At 65.2% G+C, this 18,960-nt stretch carries 17 protein-coding genes; 13 read left to right on the plus strand and 4 right to left on the minus strand.

The genetic code is table 11. From position 1 onward, the window contains the following. Positions 1–7 precede the first annotated feature (7 nt). Both rnhB and EL249_RS13570 read left to right on the plus strand, forming a co-directional pair. Complete coding sequence (rnhB, locus tag EL249_RS08410) at positions 8–607, plus strand: ribonuclease HII (protein WP_005673131.1); 600 nt, start codon at positions 8–10, stop codon at positions 605–607. 14 nt (positions 608–621) lie between these two features. Beyond that, a complete protein-coding gene (locus EL249_RS13570) occupies positions 622–1,608 on the plus strand; it encodes a TrmH family RNA methyltransferase (protein ID WP_005673130.1) in 987 nt (328 codons plus the stop codon). 95 nt (positions 1,609–1,703) lie between these two features. Here the strand turns inward: EL249_RS13570 and ppsR are convergent, their stop codons facing one another. Further along, positions 1,704–2,555, minus strand: coding sequence for a posphoenolpyruvate synthetase regulatory kinase/phosphorylase PpsR (gene ppsR, locus EL249_RS08420; protein WP_005673129.1), 852 nt, complete (start codon positions 2,553–2,555; stop codon positions 1,704–1,706). A gap of 86 nt (positions 2,556–2,641) precedes the next feature. On the opposite strand from ppsR, the gene ppsA reads away from it, so the two are divergent. From ppsA to EL249_RS08450, 5 genes are all read left to right on the plus strand, one after another. Then, complete coding sequence (ppsA, locus tag EL249_RS08425) at positions 2,642–5,053, plus strand: phosphoenolpyruvate synthase (RefSeq protein ID WP_005673128.1); 2,412 nt, start codon at positions 2,642–2,644, stop codon at positions 5,051–5,053. A 409-nt stretch (positions 5,054–5,462) separates the two neighbouring features. Next, complete coding sequence (locus EL249_RS08430) at positions 5,463–5,936, plus strand: NfeD family protein (RefSeq protein ID WP_040531014.1); 474 nt, start codon at positions 5,463–5,465, stop codon at positions 5,934–5,936. Positions 5,937–6,117: 181 nt separating this feature from the next. Next, positions 6,118–7,050, plus strand: coding sequence for an SPFH domain-containing protein (locus EL249_RS08440; RefSeq protein WP_005673124.1), 933 nt, complete (start codon positions 6,118–6,120; stop codon positions 7,048–7,050). 111 nt (positions 7,051–7,161) lie between these two features. Further along, a complete protein-coding gene (locus EL249_RS08445) occupies positions 7,162–7,398 on the plus strand; it encodes a FitA-like ribbon-helix-helix domain-containing protein (protein WP_040531012.1) in 237 nt (78 codons plus the stop codon). Further along, a complete protein-coding gene (locus EL249_RS08450) occupies positions 7,385–7,804 on the plus strand; it encodes a type II toxin-antitoxin system VapC family toxin (protein ID WP_005673122.1) in 420 nt (139 codons plus the stop codon). Before EL249_RS08445 ends, EL249_RS08450 begins: the two co-directional genes overlap by 14 nt. Positions 7,805–7,865: 61 nt before the next feature. On the opposite strand, the gene EL249_RS08455 is transcribed toward EL249_RS08450, so the two are convergent. Continuing rightward, the gene (locus tag EL249_RS08455; protein ID WP_197721579.1) at positions 7,866–9,392 is read right to left on the minus strand and encodes a glycoside hydrolase family 32 protein; all 1,527 of its coding nucleotides are present in this window, start codon (positions 9,390–9,392) and stop codon (positions 7,866–7,868) included. 271 nt (positions 9,393–9,663) lie between these two features. On the opposite strand from EL249_RS08455, the gene EL249_RS13575 reads away from it, so the two are divergent. After that, positions 9,664–10,188: an RcnB family protein gene (locus tag EL249_RS13575; RefSeq protein WP_232002002.1), complete on the plus strand. Its 525-nt coding sequence runs from the start codon at positions 9,664–9,666 to the stop codon at positions 10,186–10,188. A gap of 55 nt (positions 10,189–10,243) precedes the next feature. Here EL249_RS13575 and EL249_RS08465 read toward each other — a convergent pair whose 3' ends face one another. Together EL249_RS08465 and smpB are read right to left on the minus strand one after the other, a co-directional pair. Next, positions 10,244–12,259: a DUF3616 domain-containing protein gene (locus EL249_RS08465; RefSeq protein ID WP_005673119.1), complete on the minus strand. Its 2,016-nt coding sequence runs from the start codon at positions 12,257–12,259 to the stop codon at positions 10,244–10,246. 146 nt (positions 12,260–12,405) lie between these two features. Next, positions 12,406–12,858 (minus strand): SsrA-binding protein SmpB, encoded by a 453-nt coding sequence (gene smpB / locus EL249_RS08470; RefSeq protein WP_005673118.1) that lies wholly within the window; start codon positions 12,856–12,858, stop codon positions 12,406–12,408. A gap of 66 nt (positions 12,859–12,924) precedes the next feature. Here smpB and EL249_RS08475 point away from each other — a divergent pair, with 66 nt between their 5' ends. The 5 genes from EL249_RS08475 (at position 12,925) to EL249_RS08495 (ending at position 18,920) form a co-directional block, all read left to right on the plus strand. Continuing rightward, positions 12,925–13,374 (plus strand): type II toxin-antitoxin system RatA family toxin, encoded by a 450-nt coding sequence (locus EL249_RS08475; RefSeq protein ID WP_005673115.1) that lies wholly within the window; start codon positions 12,925–12,927, stop codon positions 13,372–13,374. Then, positions 13,371–14,021 (plus strand): RnfH family protein, encoded by a 651-nt coding sequence (locus EL249_RS08480; RefSeq protein ID WP_005673114.1) that lies wholly within the window; start codon positions 13,371–13,373, stop codon positions 14,019–14,021. Before EL249_RS08475 ends, EL249_RS08480 begins: the two co-directional genes overlap by 4 nt. 35 nt (positions 14,022–14,056) lie before the next feature. Next, the gene (gene guaB, locus EL249_RS08485) at positions 14,057–15,523 is read left to right on the plus strand and encodes an IMP dehydrogenase (protein WP_005673113.1); all 1,467 of its coding nucleotides are present in this window, start codon (positions 14,057–14,059) and stop codon (positions 15,521–15,523) included. A 97-nt stretch (positions 15,524–15,620) separates the two neighbouring features. Further along, the gene (gene guaA, locus EL249_RS08490; protein WP_005673112.1) at positions 15,621–17,237 is read left to right on the plus strand and encodes a glutamine-hydrolyzing GMP synthase; all 1,617 of its coding nucleotides are present in this window, start codon (positions 15,621–15,623) and stop codon (positions 17,235–17,237) included. 90 nt (positions 17,238–17,327) lie between these two features. Further along, positions 17,328–18,920, plus strand: a complete 1,593-nt coding sequence (locus tag EL249_RS08495; protein ID WP_005673111.1) for a Fic family protein — start codon at positions 17,328–17,330, stop codon at positions 18,918–18,920. Positions 18,921–18,960 lie beyond the last annotated feature (40 nt).

Consider the following 18,960-nt stretch of genomic DNA (forward strand, 5'->3'; position numbering starts at 1 on the left):
CCGAACCATGACTGCCGACCTGCCATTCACTGCCGATCCCTCCATCGCCGGCGTCGATGAAGCCGGCCGGGGGCCGCTGGCCGGCCCGGTCGTGGCGGCGGCCGTCATCCTCTCGCCCGATCATCCCATTGAGGGCCTGCGGGACTCGAAGAAGCTCAGCGCCCGCCGCCGGGAAACCTTGGCCAACGAGATCCGGGAGAAGGCCCTCGCGTTTGCGGTGGCCAGTGCCAGCGTCGAAGAGATCGACCGCCTCAACATCCTGCATGCCACCCTGCTGGCCATGACCCGCGCCATCCAGGGCCTGCAACCCCAGCCCCTTCATGTCCGCATTGACGGCAACCGCGCTCCCAAGCTGGAAGGTCTGCGTGTCGAGACCGTCATCGGCGGTGATGACCAGGACCCGGCCATTGCTGCGGCCTCCATTCTGGCGAAGACTGTCCGCGACCACCTGATGCTGCAGTATGCCGAGCAGTTTCCTGCCTACGGCTTCGAGCGGCACATGGGTTATGGCACGGCCGTGCACATGGCGGCCCTGCGCGAGCATGGCCCCTGCGAGATCCATCGCCGCAGCTTTGCCCCCGTGGCCCGCGTGCTGGCCGGTCACTGAACCCTCTGCCCATCATGTCCGATCCCACTCCTTTGCTGGCGCACGCCCGCCAGGCGCTTCGCCACAGCCCCGTCGAGATCGAGTCCGCCGCCAATCCGCGTCTGCGTCACCTGCGTGAGCTGCTCGAATCAGGCAGGGAGCGTCGTCGAAGCGGCCAGACCGTGCTGGAAGGCTGGCATCTGCTGGAATCCTGGCTGGCCGGTGGTCAGCCCGTCCTGCAACTGGTTCTGCCTCGGCGCACGTTCCAGCAGCTGGGGCAGGGCGGCGAACCGTCTTCCCCAGCCTCCCGCCGGGAACACGGTCGATCCCCGTCTGCCAACCCATGGCAGCGCGTGTCGCCGCAGCGGCAGCCGGGTGCACCCATCCCGTCCGGCAATGTCGCCAGCATGAACGGGAATCCCGAGATGGTTGCTCAGGCTGCACAGGCCAGCTGGCTGGTTCTGGACGACTGGCTGTTCGACCAGCTCGACATCATGCCGTCGCCGTCACCTTTGCTGGCCGTGGTCGAGACGCCCCGACCGGCGCTGCCGGCTTCCGCTCCGGACCACGATCTCGTCATCCTTGACCGCATCCAGGATCCGGGCAACGTCGGCACCATCCTGCGCACGGCTGCCGCAGCGGGTATTCGCACCGTGCTCACCACGGCCGGCACGGCCGCCTGCTGGGCGCCCAAGGTGCTGCGCGCCGGCATGGGTGGACACTTCGTGCTGGAGATCCACGAGAACATCCCCCTCGAACAGCTGAAGGCGCAGGTCGGTGCGCTGCCCCTGGCCGGCACCGTCCTTCAGGACGGCCAGTCGCTCTACGCCAGCGACCTGCGCCAGCCGCTGGCCTGGGTCTTCGGCAACGAAGGCGAGGGCATCGATCCCGAGCTGCAAGCCCGGCTGGGCTGCCGGCTCACCATCCCGCAGGATCCCGGGGTCGAATCGCTCAACGTTGCCGCCAGCGCCGCCGTCTGCCTGTTCGAGCAGCGGCGCCAGCGGCTCGCCAGCGCGTCCTGACGGGCCCTGGCGTGGACACTGCCTGAGCGGCAGGGCCGGGAGAGGAGGGGGCGGGGTACCGACCGAGGGGGAGGGTCGAAAAAAGTCTGGCGGGCTTACTTCCCGCCTTCGTCCAGCTGGATCACCGTCAGGATCGTCGCCGCGATCTCCTCGATCGACTTCGTGGTTGTCGACAGCATCGAGATGCCCTCACGACGCATCATCGACTCCGCCTGACGCACCTCGTCACGGCAGTTCTCCAGCGCCGCATAGCGACTGTCGGGCCGGCGCTCGCTGCGGACCTCGTGCAGCCGTTCCGGCGAGATGGTCAGCCCGAACAGCTTGTGACGGAACTGATAGAGCACCTCCGGCAGCCGCATCCGCTCGAAGTCCTCGGGGATGAGGGGGTAGTTGGCCGCCTTGATGCCATGCTGGATGGACAGGTACAGGCTGGTGGGCGTCTTGCCGCAGCGCGACACCCCCACCAGGATCACGTCCGCCGTGCCCAGCTCCGCATGCTGCTGGCCGTCGTCGTGCGACAGCGAGAAGTTGATCGCGTCGATCCGGGCCTGGTACTCGTCCGGGCTCTTGATGCGGTGGAACTGGCCCACCCCGCGTGAGGCCTCACGCCCCAGCTCCGTCTCCAGGCTGGACACGAAGGTGCCGATCAGGTCCAGATAGCAGGCGTTGGCCGTCTGCACGATCCCGCTGATGGACGGGATGGCCAGCGTCGAGAACACCAGCGGCCGGCGTCCGTCGTTCTGTGCGGCCAGGTTGATGCGCGCCACGGCTTCATGGGCCTTGGCCTCGCTGTCGATGAAGGGCAGGCGCACGTTGCGCGTCTTCAGGTCATCGAACTGGCTCAGTAGCGACATCGCCACGGTCTCGGAAGTGATGCCGGTCCCGTCGGAAATGAAGTAGGCCGTCCGTTCATGGCCCTGGGGTGTGGAAGTTGGGTTGGCAGACATGGAAGTGTGAACGAGGAAACACGCCGGAAATGGACTGGCCCTAGAATATCGGACATCAGAATTTTCAACCATCCGGTACTTCAACCATGAGCAATACGCACGCAGGACGGCTCGTCATCCCGTTCGAAGAGCTGCGCATGACCGACGTCGAGGTCGTGGGCGGCAAGAATGCCTCGCTGGGCGAGCTGATCAGCCAGCTCTCGGCATCGGGCGTCCAGGTGCCCGGCGGCTTTGCCACCACCGCAGACGCCTTCCGGGACTTCCTCGATCACAACCGGCTCACCGAACGCATCAACGCCCGTCTGGCCACCCTCAACACCGACGACGTGAAGGCCCTGGCCCAGGCTGGTGCCGAGATCCGCAGCTGGGTGAGCGAGGCTGCCTTCCCGCCTGACCTGGAAAAGACCATCCGCGAGCACTTCGCCCGCCTCACGAAGGATTCCCCGGCCGGCGTCTCGTTCGCCGTGCGCTCCAGCGCCACCGCCGAGGACCTGCCCGACGCCTCCTTCGCCGGCCAGCAGGAGACCGTCCTCAACGTCGTCGGCATCGACGCCATCCTGGACCGCATCCGCGAGGTCTTTGCCTCGCTCTACAACGATCGCGCCATCTCCTACCGCGTCCACAAGGGGTTTGCCCACGAGGGTGTGGCCCTGTCGGCCGGCATCCAGCGCATGTGCCGCAGCGACCTGGGCGCCTCGGGCGTGATGTTCACCATCGACACCGAATCCGGTTTCGAGGACGTGGTGTTCATCACCAGCAGCTGGGGCCTGGGCGAGACCGTCGTGCAGGGGGCTGTCAACCCCGACGAGTTCTACGTCCACAAGCCCATGCTGGCCGCCGGCAAGTACCCCATCATCAGCCGTCACCTGGGCTCCAAGCTCATCAAGATGGAGTTCGAGGATGCTGCCTCACAGGGCCGCACCGTGCGCACCGTCGACACCCCGGCCGAGCAGCGCGCGCGCTTTTCCCTCTCCGACGAGGAAGTCGCCCAGCTGGCCCGCTATGCCACCATCATCGAGAAGCACTATGGCCGTCCCATGGACATCGAGTGGGGCAAGGACGGCATCGATGGCAAGCTCTTCATCCTGCAGGCCCGTCCCGAGACGGTCAAGTCGCAGAGCAAGGACCGCAAGCAGCAGCGCTTCGTCCTCAAGAGCAGCTCCGACGTGCTGACCTCCGGCCGTGCCATCGGCCAGAAGATCGGTGCCGGCCGCGTGCGCCTGGTGGGCGATGCGTCCGAGATGAGCCGTGTGCAGCCTGGCGACGTCCTCGTCACCGACATGACCGACCCCAACTGGGAACCGGTCATGAAGCGTGCCTCGGCCATCGTCACCAACCGGGGCGGGCGCACCTGCCACGCCGCCATCATCGCGCGTGAGCTGGGCATTCCTGCCGTCGTCGGCTGCGGCAACGCCACCGACGTGCTGGCCGATGGCCGGCTCGTCACCGTCTCGTGCGCCCAGGGCGACACCGGCTACGTCTACGACGGCCAGCTCGAGACCGAAGTCACCGACGTCCAGACCGGCACCATGCCGAAGATCGACACCAAGATCATGATGAACGTCGGCAACCCGCAGCTCGCCTTCGAGTTTGCGGCGCTGCCTTGCGACGGCGTGGGCCTGGCCCGGCTGGAGTTCGTCATCAACAACAACATCGGCATCCACCCGCGTGCCATTCTCGACTATCCGGCCGTCGACGCCGACCTCAAGCAGGCCGTCGAGAGCGTGGCCCGTGGCTATGCCAGCCCGCGTGCCTTCTACGTCGAGAAGCTGGCCGAAGGCGTGGCCACCATCGCCGCTGCCTTCTGGCCCAAGCCGGTCATCGTGCGCCTCTCTGACTTCAAGAGCAACGAGTACCGCAAGCTCATCGGCGGCTCGCGCTATGAACCCGAGGAAGAGAACCCCATGCTGGGCTTCCGGGGCGCATCGCGCTACGTGTCGGACACCTTCTCCGACTGCTTCGAGATGGAATGCAAGGCCATGAAGCGCGTGCGCGAGGACATGGGCCTGACCAACGTCCAGCTGATGATCCCCTTCGTGCGCACCGTCAAGGAAGGCGCGCGCGTCATCGAGCTGCTGGCCAGCCATGGCCTGAAGCGGGGCGAGGGCGGTGCACCGGATGGCACCGGCGCACTGCGTGTCGTCATGATGTGCGAGCTGCCCTCCAACGCCATCCTGGCCGACGAGTTCCTGCAGCACTTCGACGGCTTCTCCATCGGCTCCAACGACATGACCCAGCTCACCCTGGGTCTGGACCGTGATTCGGGCCTGGTGGCCGAAGGCTTCGACGAGCGCGACCCTGCCGTCAAGGCGCTGCTCGCCCGTGCCATCGAGGCCTGCCGCAAGGCCGGCAAGTACGTCGGCATCTGCGGTCAGGGCCCGTCCGACCATCCGGACTTCGCCGAATGGCTGGTTGACCAGGGCATCACGTCCATCTCGCTCAACCCCGACACCGTCGTCTCCACCTGGCAGCGGCTCGGGGCCCGGGCCGGGAAATAAGCCCTCCGCCTGCCCGGTCGCCCTGGCGGCCGGGCACGTGCTGTACATCGACCGGGGCACCGGGCCGTTCTGGCACCGTGCTGCCTGGACGCCGACCGAAAGGTCGTGCATTGCGCCGGTCACTCAAACGCCACCTTCGGGTGGCGTTTTTTGTGGCTGCAGCATGCACATTTCTTCGGACTGTCTGCGCATTGTCGCCAAATTTCCACCCCGGAAAGCCGTTTGTGCGGCTTTGCCTTGACACTCGGTAAAAGTGTCCCAAAATGAAAAAGAGGGCCCCAAACGGCTCTTCCGGCCGCTTCGCCCATGAACGGACCTCATCTGCGCGCATCTGTGCAGAGACTGCGTCCACATGGCACGGGCCCGGAACACCCCCCTGGCAAGGCAGATGGAGGCGCAGATGGCAGATATGGCAACACACTATGGCTGGTGGATCCTCGCCGTGGTGCTCGGCATCACCGAGCTGTTCGTCGGCTCCTTCTACCTGCTGGTCATCGCCGTGGCGCTGGCATTGGCGGGCCTGTCCGCCTGGCTGGGCGCCACCTTCAGCATCCAGCTGCTGGTCGCCGCCGTCGCCAGTGCGCTGGGCGCAGGCCTGGTGCGCTACCTCCGGCCCATCGCCCCGTCGCAGCAGGCGCCCGAGCGCAACCCCGACCTCAATCTCGACATCGGCCAGACCGTCACCGTCGAAGGCTGGGAAGACAACGGCCAGACCCGCATCAACTATCGCGGCACCATCTGGCAGGCCGAGCTGCTGTCCGGCTACCCGCGCCGCATCGGTACCCACCGCATCCACGCCATCGCCGGCAGTCGCCTCGTGCTGATCCCGGTTGAGCTGGCCCGTGCCACGGGCAGCGCCCCCGCCCCGGTGGCCGTCGGCTAGTCCCTTTACCACCCCCTCAGGCCGTGACGGCGGCCTGGGCCGGGCAGGCCCGTGCCCACGCCAGCCGCCACGCCGCCGAAGCACCGCCCGGGCCGGCCGGCAATCGCGCAAGGCACACGCTGCCCGGGCAGAACGCCTATCCTGCCTTCATCCCATAACCATCCTTCAGGAGTGACCGTCGATGCCACCTGTTACCACCGTCTCCATCGCCATCCTGGTCCTGGCCATTGTCTTTGCCATCAAGACCCTCAAGATCGTGCCCCAGCAGCACGCCTGGGTCGTCGAGCGGCTGGGCAAATTCGACCGCATCCTGATGCCGGGTCTCAACATCATCGTGCCCTTCATCGACCGCGTGGCCTACAAGCATGAGCTGAAGGAGTTCCCGCTGGACGTGCCCAGCCAGGTCTGCATCACCCGCGACAACACCCAGCTGCAGGTCGACGGCGTGCTGTACTTCCAGGTCACCGACCCCATGCGCGCCTCCTACGGCTCCAGCAACTACATCGACGCCATCACCCAGCTGGCCCAGACCTCGCTGCGCTCCGTCATCGGCCGCATGGAACTGGACAAGACCTTCGAGGAACGCGAGGCCATCAACCTGGCCGTCGTCAGCGTGCTGGACGAAGCCGCCACCAACTGGGGCGTCAAGGTGCTGCGCTACGAAATCAAGGACCTGACCCCGCCCGCCGAGATCCTGCGCGCCATGCAGGCCCAGATCACCGCCGAGCGGGAAAAGCGTGCCGTCATTGCCGCCTCCGAAGGCCGCCGCCAGGAACAGATCAACATCGCCTCCGGCGAACGCGAAGCCGCCATCCAGCGCTCCGAGGGTGAGCGCCAGGCCGCCATCAACCGCGCCCAGGGTGAAGCTGCCTCCATCTCCGCCATCGCTGAAGCCACCGCCCAGGCCATCGAACGCGTCGGCAACGCCTCCCAGCTTCCCGGCGGCGACACCGCCGTCAACCTGCGCGTGGCCGAACAGTACGTCGAGGCCTTCGCCCAGCTGGCCCGCACCAACAACACCATGATCGTGCCCGCCAACCTCGGCGACGTGGCCGGCCTCATCGCCACCGCCATGAAGACCGTGCAGGGTACGGGGGCTGGGAACAAGGGCTAAGGTGATAACATTGCTATCACCTGACGATCCTCCGAACACGTCGTGCGCCCGTTCTTGCGCGCCGGTATGCAGTACGGGACTTGTTCGGGGGATTCCTGCCTGGAGATGACCATGACAAGCCTGCTGGTCCGTGGACTGGACGAATCCCTGGTGCAGGCTCTGAAGCAGCGCGCAGCCGCCAACGGTCGCAGTGCTGAAGCCGAGCATCGTGCCATCCTGCTGGAAACCCTCCAGCGGCCGCCCAGGAAACCTCTGGCGGAGATCCTGGCCAGCATGCCGGATGTTGGCCTGGATTCAGACTTCGAGCGTCAACAGGACGACGGCCAGTCCGCCCATGTATTTGATTGACACTAACGTCATCAGCGAGGCTCGCAAGGGCAGGCGGGCCAATGCAGGCGTTCAGGCCTTCTTCCGGGAGGCTGCCGAGCAGGGAAGCGCACTCTACCTGTCCGTCATCACCCTGGGTGAGCTGCGGCGCGGGGTGGATCTCATCCGGCATCGAGGAGACCACATCCAGTCCCGGCTGCTTGATGACTGGCTCACGTTGATCGTGGAGCAACACCACGACCGCATCCTGCCCATCGATACCGAGGCCGCCTTGCTCTGGGGACGCTTGCGCGTTCCCCATCACGAGCACGCCATCGACAAGCTGATTGCAGCCACGGCCTGGGTCAACGGCCTGACGCTGGTGACCCGCAATGTTTCGGATTTCACCGAAACATCGGTGCCCTTGTTGAATCCATTTACCGACTGATCAACGTGACCAGGGGGCCATACAACGAAGTTGCCCCCATCGATTCGCTGCTCAATCGGCCCTACTTGCCCTCCAGATTGCTCATCGAGTAATCCAGCCGGTTCTCCCCGCTGGTCTCGATGAGCACGCCCATGTCGTTTTCGGTCGAGAGCTTCGTCAGCGAATAGCTCTCGCCGTTGCCATAGACCAGCTCCACGCTTGTCCGGTCCACGACCAGATTCATCCGGAACGATGCAGGGCTGGCGTAACCTGACGACACGACCATGCTCTTTTCGTAGTTGGCCTTGGCATCGCCGGAAATCCGGGTGCTGGTGCGGCGCACCTCATACTGCCCGTTGTCCGCGTCGTAATCGATGAACACCGTACTGTCGGCCTGGTTCAGGAAGATGCGGATGTGCCCGTTCACGGGTCGCCCATTCACGCCGGTGAATGCCAGGTTCAGATTCTGCGACGTCCAGCGCTTCACGTCGTAAAGCACCTTGTGGTAGTTGTCGCTGGCCATCTTCGCGTTGAAGGTGTCCGCAAAGCCCGTATCGACCGAAGTCTTCGGGTTGCCGTTCACGAAGGCGGACTTGATCACGTAGGCGTCGCCTTCCCGGACCAGCGTCAGGTTGCGGGTCATGCTGATGCCGCTCAGGTGTTTCGAGACCTCACCATTCTGGTCGCGGATGTCGCCCTGCAGATACGCCCAGTTGCCCAGCCAGGCCAGCGCCTTCACGGTCGTGTCGCTTTCCTGAAGGAAGTTGGCCCCATACCAGTCCGTGCCCTGGTCCACGCGCCTCGGCTGGGTTTCCGCCACGAACACATTCTTGTCATCCAGGTGCCCCACCATGTAGTAGGTGCCGGTGGTTGACCCATACTGGTAGCCGTTGGCACCGAAGAACAGCACGTGCTTTGTCGTGCCGTCCGACGCCTTCATCGTCTTCAGGTTCGGGCATTCCACCAGACCCAGGTCCTTGCCGCCCAGCGCGCCCGCGTTCAGGATCGTCGCACCTTCATAGGTCCAGGCCTTGCCGTCGCTGCTGGCATAGACACCGATCTTGTCGCCTTCGGCCAGGTACATCATCAGCTTGCCGCGGGCAGCGTCATGCCAGATGTACGGGTCGCGGTTGTCCGAGGTGGCGGTCGTGCCCTTCAGGACCGGCTGCCCGCCGTTGTAGGGCACATAGCTCTTGCCGAAGTCCAGCGAATAGGCAGCGTACTGATGCTGGCCGCTTTCGGTGTAGCTCGTGAAATACGCGACGATGGCTGCCGTTGGCAGATCCTTGAAGAAGCCGCTGGCGTTGTCGATCACCGAGCCTGTGGCCACGGCCGACCAGCCATGCGTGAACTTCGGAATGGCCACGCCCTGGTTCTCGAAATGCTCCCAGTCCCTGGTCCGGACGTGGTACCACTCGGTGCCGTCGTTGTCGGACTTGTAGTTGCTGTTCAGCAGGTAATACAGGTGGAAGTAGCCATCCGCCCCCTTGAAGAGGGTCTGGATGTCGTTCATGAAACCGGCCGGCGTGTTGTAGTGGTTGATCTGCTGGTACTCCGTGCTGGTCGTCGTTCCCGCCAGCACGGCCGGCGGCTGCGCCAATGCCAGCATCCCTGTCGTTACAACCATGGCAGCAAGAATGTGTCGGTTTTTCAGCATCATCGTTTTCCCCTATATCGCCTGGAAAGCGGGCCAAGGCTATCACCCAGGGGATGTCGCCTTCAGCGATAAAGTGTTACCGATGTATCCCAGCAGATGTATGCCGCTGACGTATCGCTGCGCTTTACCCGATCTTTACTTGCGCCCAGTGCCTGCTTCACACACAGCGCCCACAATGCCGCCTGTGTTCAACACCACCCGGACAAGGATCCGGATACGACACATGCGTCTTGCACACGTTTCCCGCCGTCTTGTGGCTTCCACCGTCGCCCTGGTGCTGGGTGCCAGCAGTCTGGCCGCATCGGCACAGCCCTGGCATGAGCCGGGCGGGGAAGGGGATCGGTACGGTCATTCACCGCGTGGCCCCGGCCACGATGGCCATGACGGCCGGGACGATCGCCGTGGTGACTGGGAAGGCGATCAGCCCCACCACGGCCCGAGCCAGCACTGGGAAGGGCGCGGCCATTCAGGGCGTCAGGAACCCCGGGTGTCCGTCCAGATCCATACGCAGGTCCCGACCGATGACATGCGCATGGGGCCGGGGGCAGGCCCCGAGCACCGCTACCATCGGGGCGACCGGCTGCCGCCCGAGGCACGCCAGTCGGTGATGGTGGTGCAGGACTGGCGCGATCATCGGCTGGATCCGCCGCCGCGCGGCCATGACTGGGTCCGCCTGGGAAGCGACTTCGTGCTGGTGGCCGCGGCCACCGGCATCATCGCCCAGGTGATCCTCTCCGCCGGTCGCTGAGGATCACCAGACGAAGGCCGCACCCGATCACGCGGTGCGGCCTTCATTCACGACGTCACAGATCGCTGTAGTCCACCACCATGTACTTGGCGGGGAGGTTCTTCTTGGCATCTCCCTCGTCGCCCATCAGCAGCAGCCGGTGCTGACCGTTGATCACCACCGAATCGATGGCCTCCACATTGCTGAGATAGCGCAGGTTGGGCAGGGGGATGGCCTTGGGCGCATCGTTCGGGTTGCCGCTCCAGGTCCACAGCTGCGAGAACTTCGTGCCATCGTCGTCCTTGACCTCGTTGGCCAGGATGAAGCTCTTGAGCACCGGGTCATAGTTCATCGAACGGATGCCGCCCCCCTTGATGTCCAGGAAGGCGACCGACACGAAGTGCGGCGGAACGCGCTTCTCGAACATGTCCTTCGGGTTGTCGATGGAGACGACCAGCGCCAGTTCGTTGAACTCCGGATCCCGGAAACCCAGCATCAGCCGGTTCTTGCGCGGGTCGAAGGCCAGGCCCTCGATGTTGGTGTTGCGGAAATCCAGTTCCGTGCCGGTCTTCGCCTTGATCAGCTCCTTCAGCTCAGACGAGTTCTTCAGATCATCGATCAGCCCGCTGTACGACTCCAGCTGCTGGATGTCGCTGCCCTGGATCCGGAAGCGCAGGAAGTGCTCGCGGTCCGGGCGGCGCTGGCCGTTGCGATTGGGTGAATGCGAGGTGATGGCGTAGATGTAGCCCTCCGGGTCGCGGGTCAGCGCTTCCAGGTCGTTCAGCTTGCGACGGAAGTCGCGGATGATGCGCGTATCCAGCGCCTCGTCCTCCCGCAGCGAGCCATCCGGCTCGATGGTGAGGATACTGGCCGCGCGCGTGGGCTCGTCCTCCACCACCAGGATGCGCCCATCGGGCAGCTGCTGCACCGCCGAGGGTTCGTACAGGCTCTTGAAGACGTTGATGCCCAGCGTCTGCAGATGGGCAGCCTGCTTCTGCGCCTGCATGGCCGGAATCACGCTCGGCAGCGTCTTCACGACCGTGAAGGCGATGACGGAGGCCAGAAGGCCCCAGCGGAACACCACATACGACATGTGCAGGAACTTGAACTGCTTGTCGGCCATCAGTCCCAGCCAGTAGAGCTCCTCGCTCATCCGGTAATAGATCTGCTCCCGGTCGTTCATGATGTCCTGCATCATCTGCCAGTAGCGATCTTTCGGGATCTTGGCGCGATCCTCGTAGATCAGGATGTTGGGGGAGTCGCCAAAGAAATGGACGGTGGGGTTGTGTGACACCCGGGCCTTGAAGTCGCGCAGCCGGGCCTTGCGCCGGAACACGTCCTTCAGCCAGCGCCAGGTCGCCTGCAGCCGGCCCACCCGCTCGGGCGAGGCCGACAGCAGCGCGCAGACGATCGATGCAGCCGCTGTCAGCATGAAGATGCCCGCGGGCACCAGGAACTCGGGCGACGACGAGAAGATGAAGGCCCCCGACACCATCAGCGCCGACACGATGAAGCCGTTGAGCGAGATCATGATGTTGGCCTTGGTGGCCGCCAGCGCCAGCAGCTCCATCTCGGTCCGGAAAGCGTTGCGGAACATTGTCTCCACGCCCTTGGCGGTGCCCATCGGGGCAGGGGGCGCGGCGACGCCGGCTTCCCGGGCCCACTCCTCCTTCAGGGCCTTAAGCTTGGCGGCTTTCCTGGCTGCCTTCTTTGCCTTCTTGGCTTCCCGATCGGACAAGGCGACCGCTTCGGTTGTTTCTGTTGTCTCTGTTGTCTCTGTCATGGCGCCATTGGCGCTGCCCGGGTCGAGCTCGCCCGTGACAGGCGCCCTGTCGTGCGCTTCCGTCTCCGCCGGAAAGGCGTTGATGCCGCGCGTCGTGTAGGGGGGCAGGGTGTCGGTACCGGAAGCGCTGCAGCGGGTTGGCTGAAAATCCGCTTCTTCCTCACCCCGGCCTGCGTCCGCGTCGGCCGGCGCCAAGAGACTCTCGGCGCGCCTGCGGTCGCGTTTCGGGGAGGCCTCCTGGTCGCGGAAGCCCATGGATTCGGTCACCCATGTCCGAAGGGTGAACCTGTCGCTCTTCTTCTTCGCCATGTCTGTCGGCCTGGGCAAAACGAATGTCGAACGCCACGGACCCGCACAGCGTCGGGCCTCTCTGACAGACTAGCGCAATCGGCGCGAATGCACCCCCAAAGATGATGCGGGCTGTACGGGATCCTTCCGGGGCCGCGCAGGCACGCTCAGCGGTTGCCGTTCTTCATCAGCCGCGAACGCTCGCGCTGCCAGTCCTTCTCGCGCTCGGTGGCGCGCTTGTCGAACTGCTTCTTGCCCTTGGCCAGCCCCAGTGCCAGCTTCACCCGGCCGCGCGTGTAGTGCAGGTCCAGCGGCACCAGCGAATAGCCGGCGCGCTCCACCTTGCCGATCAGGCGGGCGATCTCGGCGGCGTGCAACAGGAGCTTGCGGTTGCGGGTAACATCCGGCTTGACGTGGGTGGAGGCGGTGATCAGCGGCGTGATGTGCGCACCGATCAGGAAGATCTCCGCGCGCCTTACAATCACATACGCTTCCTGGATCTGCACGCGGCCGGCCCGGATGGCCTTCACCTCCCAGCCTTCCAGCGCCAGCCCGGCCTCGATCCGTTCCTCGATGAAATAATTGAACCCGGCTTTCCGGTTTTCTGTAATGGTCGACATGGTCGATATTGTGCCTGTTGAAAGGATCCCGTCCGAGAGGATCCCATCCGTGTTCGGGGGCCAGCCATGCCCGTGATCCGCAAGTCCGCCCTGGTGCCGTATTCGGCGCAGGCCATGTTCGACCTGGTCGAGCGGGTAGAGGATTATCCCGGTTTTCTGCCCTGGTGTGGAGGCACGCAGCTGCTGTCGCGCACCGACGAGGGCATGTCGGCCGCCATCACCATCGACTTCCGTGGCATCCGCCAGACCTTCTCCACCGAGAACGTCCACCAGCGCCCCACCAGCATCCGGCTGCGCCTGAAGGATGGCCCGTTCTCGCGCCTTCAGGGCGGCTGGACCTTCAAGCCGCTGGCCGAGGATGCCTGTCGCATCGACCTGGAGCTGGACTATGAAGTGGGCAGCGGCCTCATCGCGCGGGTGCTCAATCCCGTTTTCGGCCACATCGCCAACACCCTGGTCGATGCCTTCGTGAAGGAGGCCGAGCGCCGCTACGGCCCGGGCTTCGGGGCCTCATGACCCCTGGCGCACACCGGCAGGCTCCGCAGGATCCGCCGTCCGCCCCCTCGGGCCAGCTGGTATCGGAGAGCTCTGCGGCAGCCCTGATGGTGGAGCTGGTCATCCAGTACCCGGAGGCCACGGCCCCCGAGGTCACGAGTTCCGATGCCACCAGTTCCGAGGCCACCAATCCCGAGGCCACCAATCCCGAGGAGGCTGCCCAGCCGGTACGGTACGAACTGGTGCGGACCCTGCACCGCGTGCCCGCGGGCACCACCATCCGGCAGCTGCTGCAACGGGCGGCCGCTTCGAACCTGCAGGCCCCGCTTGTATCTGGATCGTCGCCAGCTCCGCAGCATCCGACATCCCGGACGGATGAGGCCGGCCTGGGCAGCGCATGCCCTGGGCGCGATGAGCCGTGCGATCTCGTCCAGGCCATCGAGGCCAAGGCCCTGGGCCTGTCCCGCTTCGGCCGCCGCGCCTGGCTGGATGACCCGCTGCGGCCCGACGACCGGGTGGAAGTGCTGTGCCCGATCCTGGCCGACGCAAAGGCGGCACGTTTTGCCCGGGTGGCAAAAAGTCGCGCCGAGCGGACCGACGGTCGCTGGGGCCGACGAGGCGTGGCTGATCGTCAGATCCGCGCCACGAAGCGCCAGTCCGAAGGATAATTTGCTATCATGCCGCTTTGCGGATAAAAACTGCAATGCGGATAGCCAAGAAGGCACTGACATTCGACGACGTCCTGCTCGTCCCCGCTTATTCAGACTTCATCCCCCGTGACGCATCCCTGCGCACGCGCCTGACCCGGAAAATCAGCCTCAACATCCCGCTTGTCTCGGCGGCGATGGATACCGTCACTGAAAGCAGCATGGCCATCGTCATGGCCCAGCTCGGCGGCATCGGCATCATCCACAAGAACCTCAAGCCCGAGCGGCAGGCTGCCGAGGTCCTGGCCGTCAAGCGCTACGAGTCCGGCGTGGTGGGCGACCCCATCACCATCACCCCCGAGATGACCGTGCGCGAGGTCATCGCCATCACCCGCGAACACCGCATCTCCGGTCTGCCCGTGGTCGAGGGTGGCAGCAGGAAGGTGGTCGGCATCGTCACCAACCGTGACCTGCGTTTCGAGTCCGAACTCGACCAGCCGGTGCGCAACATCATGACCCCGCGCGAGCGGCTCATCACCGTGCCCGAGGGTTCCAGCCTGGATGACGCCCAGAAGCTCATGCACAAGCACCGTCTCGAGCGCGTGCTGGTCGTCAACGACGCCTTCGAGCTGCGCGGTCTCATGACCGTCAAGGACATCCTGAAGGCCGACACCCACCCCGAATCCTCCAAGGACAGCGTCGGCAAGCTGCGCGTTGGCGCTGCCATCGGCACCGGCGGCGACAGCCATGAACGGCTCGAGCGCCTGGTGGCTGCCGGCGTGGACGTGGTGGTGGTTGACACCGCCCACGGCCACTCGCGCGGCGTCATCGAGCGCGTGCGCGAGATCAAGCGCCACTACCCCGACCTGCAGGTCATTGCCGGCAACATCGCCACCGGTGATGCCGCCCGCATGCTGGTCGATGCCGGCGCCGACGCCGTCAAGGTCGGCATTGGCCCGGGTTCCATCTGCACCACCCGCATCGTGGCCGGCGTGGGCGTGCCCCAGCTCACCGCCGTGGGCGACGTGGCCGCTGCCCTGCAGGGTACCGACGTGCCCCTCATCGCCGACGGTGGTATCCGCTACTCCGGCGACGTGGCCAAGGCCATTGCCGCTGGCGCCTCCAGCGTCATGATGGGCTCCATCTTTGCCGGTACCGAGGAATCCCCCGGCGAGATCGTCCTGTACAAGGGCCGCTCCTACAAGTTCTACCGCGGCATGGGCTCGCTGGGTGCCATGCAGCAGGGCGCGGCCGACCGCTATTTCCAGGACTCCAACGTCGCCGCCGAGAAGATGGTGCCCGAAGGCATCGAAGGCCGCGTCCCCTACAAGGGGGCGGTCAGCGGCATCATCTATCAGCTGTGCGGCGGCCTGCGTGCCAGCATGGGCTATTGCGGTTGCCCCACCATCGACGCCATGCAGCAGCGTGCCCAGTTCGTCGAGATCAGCAACGCCGGCATCCGTGAATCGCACGTCCATGACGTGCAGATCGTCAAGGAAGCGCCCAACTATCACGTCGAGTGATCGTTGCCGCCCCACACAGGCTGCCGCCTGGTCGGCAGCCTGTTTCGTTTCCGGACACGCCCGGCCCGGGCGGGTCACAACCCCTCTGTCACGCGCCATGAACCATCAGAAGATCCTGATCCTGGATTTCGGCTCGCAAGTCACCCAGCTCATCGCGCGGCGCATCCGCGAAGCCCACGTCTACTGCGAAGTCCATCCCTGCGACGTCAGCAGCGACTGGGTCCGGCAATACGCCGCCGACGGCCAGCTCAAGGGCATCATCCTCTCCGGCAGCCATGCCAGCGTCTATGAAGTGGATGACCGCGCCCCCGACGCCGTCTTCCAGCTGGGCGTGCCCGTGCTGGGCATCTGTTACGGCATGCAGACCATGGCCATGCAGCTGGGCGGACAGGTGGAAGGCAGCAACACCCGGGAATTCGGCTACGCCGAAGTCCGCGCCCGCGGCCACACCCGGCTGCTGGACGGCATCCAGGACTTCCACACCCCCGAAGGCCACGGCATGCTGAAGGTGTGGATGAGCCACGGCGACAAGGTCACGGCCCTGCCCGAAGGCTTCAAGCTCATGGCCAGCACCCCCAGCTGCCCCATCGCCGGCATGGCCGACGAGGATCGCCACTTCTACGGCGTGCAGTTCCACCCCGAAGTCACCCACACCGTGCAGGGCAGGGCCATGCTTGAGCGCTTCGTGCTTGACATCTGCGGCGTCCGTCCCGACTGGGTCATGCGTGATCACATCGAGGAAGCCGTGGCCGCCATCCGCGAACAGGTGGGCGACGAGGAAGTCATCCTGGGCCTGTCCGGTGGCGTCGACTCCAGCGTGGCTGCCGCCCTCATCCATCGCGCCATCGGTGACCAGCTCACCTGCGTCTTCGTCGACCATGGCCTTCTGCGGCTGAACGAAGGCGACATGGTCATGGACATGTTCGCCGGCAAGCTGCACGCCAAGGTCGTGCGCGTCGACGCCAGCCAGCTCTTCCTGGACGCCCTGGCCGGCGTCTCCGACCCCGAGCAGAAGCGCAAGATCATCGGCCGCCTGTTCGTCGACGTCTTCAAGGCCGAAGCCGAGAAGCTCAAGGCCAGCGGCGCCGGTCACAAGGGTGCCACCTTCCTGGCCCAGGGCACCATCTACCCCGACGTCATCGAGTCGGGCGGCGCCAAGAGCAAGAAGGCCGTCGTCATCAAGAGCCACCACAACGTCGGCGGCCTGCCCGAACAGCTGGGCCTGAAACTGCTGGAGCCCCTGCGCGACCTCTTCAAGGACGAAGTGCGCGAACTGGGCGTTGCCCTGGGCCTGCCCCCCGACATGGTCTACCGTCACCCCTTCCCGGGGCCGGGCCTGGGCGTTCGCATCCTGGGCGAAGTGAAGAAGGAATACGCCGACCTGCTGCGCCAGGCCGACGCCATCTTCATTGAGGAACTGCGCTCCACCATCGAACCCCACAGCGGCAAGAGCTGGTACGACCTCACCAGCCAGGCCTTCACCGTCTTCCTGCCCGTCAAGAGCGTCGGCGTCATGGGCGACGGCCGTACCTACGACTACGTCGTGGCCCTGCGCGCCGTCCAGACCAGCGACTTCATGACCGCCGACTGGGCAGAGCTGCCCTACAGCCTGCTGAAGAAGACCAGCAGCCGCATCATCAACGAAGTGCGCGGCATCAACCGCGTCACCTACGACGTGAGCAGCAAGCCGCCGGCGACGATCGAGTGGGAGTGAGGGGGCTATTGGCGGCGGCTGAAGTTAATTGATTCCACGCAAGAACCCTGTATGCTAATCGTTTCATTGCAAGAATGATCGATTCCGCGCATGTCTGGCCATCTCTCCACGCTCACGACTGCCCCGCCTTCAGATCCTCTCGGCGGCGCCTGGCTGGCTCAGGCCTTCCAGCTGCCGTGGCCCGAAGACCTGCCCGTCGTCAGCCGGATGGGGGGGCGTCGTGCCACGCAGGTGACGGCCAACGGTTGGCTGGAAACCTGGCCGGAGGCGGCTCGCCCATCCGCGGATGTGGTCTCGCATCTGCTGTTTCACCTGCGGCACGAGGTGCCGCACCTGGGGTTGCTTGCACGTCTGTTCGAGCAAATCGGACCGGACGTCATCCAGACCTGGGTGGATACCGAGCCCACCGGGCAGTACGCGCGTCGAGCCGCCTTCCTGTATGAGTGGCTGACCGGCCAGACGCTGCGCGTGCCCGTGGGCCTTGCAGGTAATTATGTGGACGCCCTTGATGGGACGCGACGGGTGGTGGCATCCACCGGCCGTGGGCAGCGGGTGCCCCGCTGGCGGGTTGTCGACAATCTGCCGGGAACCCGCCATTTCTGCCCTCTGGTGGTCAAGACGGAGGCACTCAGGTCTGCGGAGTCTCTTGATGTGCATCGGCTGCTGGACGGGCTCATGGCGGAGTTCGGTCCTGATCTGCTGATGCGTTCGGCGGTGTGGTTGACGCTGCGCGAAAGCCGGGCCAGTTTCAGCATCGAGGGCGAGGGCAATCAGGTGAGCCGTGTGCAGCGCTTTGCCGATGTAATGGCTCGCCGGCTGGGGCAGGGGACAGTGCCTCTGTCGGCTGATGTGCTGGCAGAGTTGCAGCAGGATATCCTGGGCAGGCGCACGTCCCTGGGGCAGTTTGGACTTCGGCAGTCGCCCGTGTTCGTGGGTGAAACGGTGCGCTATCAGGACATCGTCCATTACGTGGCGCCGCCCGCTGCAGACGTGGCGGCCATGCTCGAAGGGGTGCGGGTCTTTCTGGATCGGACGCAGGGTCAGCCTGCCGTGATGCGCAGCGCGGTGGTCGCTTTCGGATTCGTCTACATCCACCCGTTGGCCGATGGCAATGGGCGGGTTCACCGCTTTCTCATCAACGATATCCTGCGGCGCGATGGCGTGGTGCCGGACACGATGATCCTGCCGGTTTCCAGCCTGATCGCCGATGATGCCCAGGTACGTCGACGCTACGATCAGGTGCTGGACGGCGTGTCTCGGCCGTTGATGTCATTGGTGCGCGAGCATGTCGATTTCGCTCGCAAGCCCATCGTGTATCCCGATGGTGTCAGTTCCAATTTCTGCTTTTCAGGGGATGCGCTGGCGCGCCCACTGTGGCGATACCCTGATCTGGGGCCGCATGTCTGCTTTCTGGCGGATGTTCTTGGAAAGACGCTGGCCACGAAGATGCGGGAGGAATCCCGCTATCTTCAGCTGCATGCCCGGGCACGTGCCGCGTTGAAGGAAGTTGTGGAGATGCCGGATGCCCAGGCGGATCGGGTGATCCGTTCGCTGCAGCAGAACGAGGGCGCCCTCAGCAATGTGCTGGCAGGCGAGATTCCGATACTGGCTGAACCCGGTGTATGGGCCGAAGTGGTCGAGGCCGTGTCTGCGGCATGGCAGGGGGACGCTGATCCGTCCTGATACCCCCCTTCGCATCCCGATACCCCAATCTCGCCGTTAG

It is taken from the genome of Lautropia mirabilis (genome assembly GCF_900637555.1).
GTDB lineage: Bacteria > Pseudomonadota > Gammaproteobacteria > Burkholderiales > Burkholderiaceae_E > Lautropia > Lautropia mirabilis.

Excerpts from the sequence above, each read along its gene's own strand:
- EL249_RS13575 (WP_232002002.1), top strand. The coding sequence starts at position 9,664 with ATGCGTCTTGCACACGTTTCCCGCCGTCTTGTGGCTTCCACCGTCGCC.
- rnhB (WP_005673131.1), top strand. The coding sequence starts at position 8 with ATGACTGCCGACCTGCCATTCACTGCCGATCCCTCCATCGCCGGCGTC.
- EL249_RS08495 (WP_005673111.1), top strand. The coding sequence starts at position 17,328 with ATGTCTGGCCATCTCTCCACGCTCACGACTGCCCCGCCTTCAGATCCT.
- guaA (WP_005673112.1), top strand. The coding sequence starts at position 15,621 with ATGAACCATCAGAAGATCCTGATCCTGGATTTCGGCTCGCAAGTCACC.
- EL249_RS08480 (WP_005673114.1), top strand. The coding sequence starts at position 13,371 with ATGACCCCTGGCGCACACCGGCAGGCTCCGCAGGATCCGCCGTCCGCC.
- EL249_RS08430 (WP_040531014.1), top strand. The coding sequence starts at position 5,463 with ATGGCAACACACTATGGCTGGTGGATCCTCGCCGTGGTGCTCGGCATC.
- ppsA (WP_005673128.1), top strand. The coding sequence starts at position 2,642 with ATGAGCAATACGCACGCAGGACGGCTCGTCATCCCGTTCGAAGAGCTG.
- EL249_RS08455 (WP_197721579.1), bottom strand. The coding sequence starts at position 9,392 with ATGCTGGCATTGGCGCAGCCGCCGGCCGTGCTGGCGGGAACGACGACC.
- EL249_RS08445 (WP_040531012.1), top strand. The coding sequence starts at position 7,162 with ATGACAAGCCTGCTGGTCCGTGGACTGGACGAATCCCTGGTGCAGGCT.
- EL249_RS08450 (WP_005673122.1), top strand. The coding sequence starts at position 7,385 with ATGTATTTGATTGACACTAACGTCATCAGCGAGGCTCGCAAGGGCAGG.
- EL249_RS08465 (WP_005673119.1), bottom strand. The coding sequence starts at position 12,259 with ATGGCGAAGAAGAAGAGCGACAGGTTCACCCTTCGGACATGGGTGACC.
- EL249_RS08475 (WP_005673115.1), top strand. The coding sequence starts at position 12,925 with ATGCCCGTGATCCGCAAGTCCGCCCTGGTGCCGTATTCGGCGCAGGCC.
- EL249_RS08440 (WP_005673124.1), top strand. The coding sequence starts at position 6,118 with ATGCCACCTGTTACCACCGTCTCCATCGCCATCCTGGTCCTGGCCATT.
- EL249_RS13570 (WP_005673130.1), top strand. The coding sequence starts at position 622 with ATGTCCGATCCCACTCCTTTGCTGGCGCACGCCCGCCAGGCGCTTCGC.
- guaB (WP_005673113.1), top strand. The coding sequence starts at position 14,057 with ATGCGGATAGCCAAGAAGGCACTGACATTCGACGACGTCCTGCTCGTC.
- smpB (WP_005673118.1), bottom strand. The coding sequence starts at position 12,858 with ATGTCGACCATTACAGAAAACCGGAAAGCCGGGTTCAATTATTTCATC.
- ppsR (WP_005673129.1), bottom strand. The coding sequence starts at position 2,555 with ATGTCTGCCAACCCAACTTCCACACCCCAGGGCCATGAACGGACGGCC.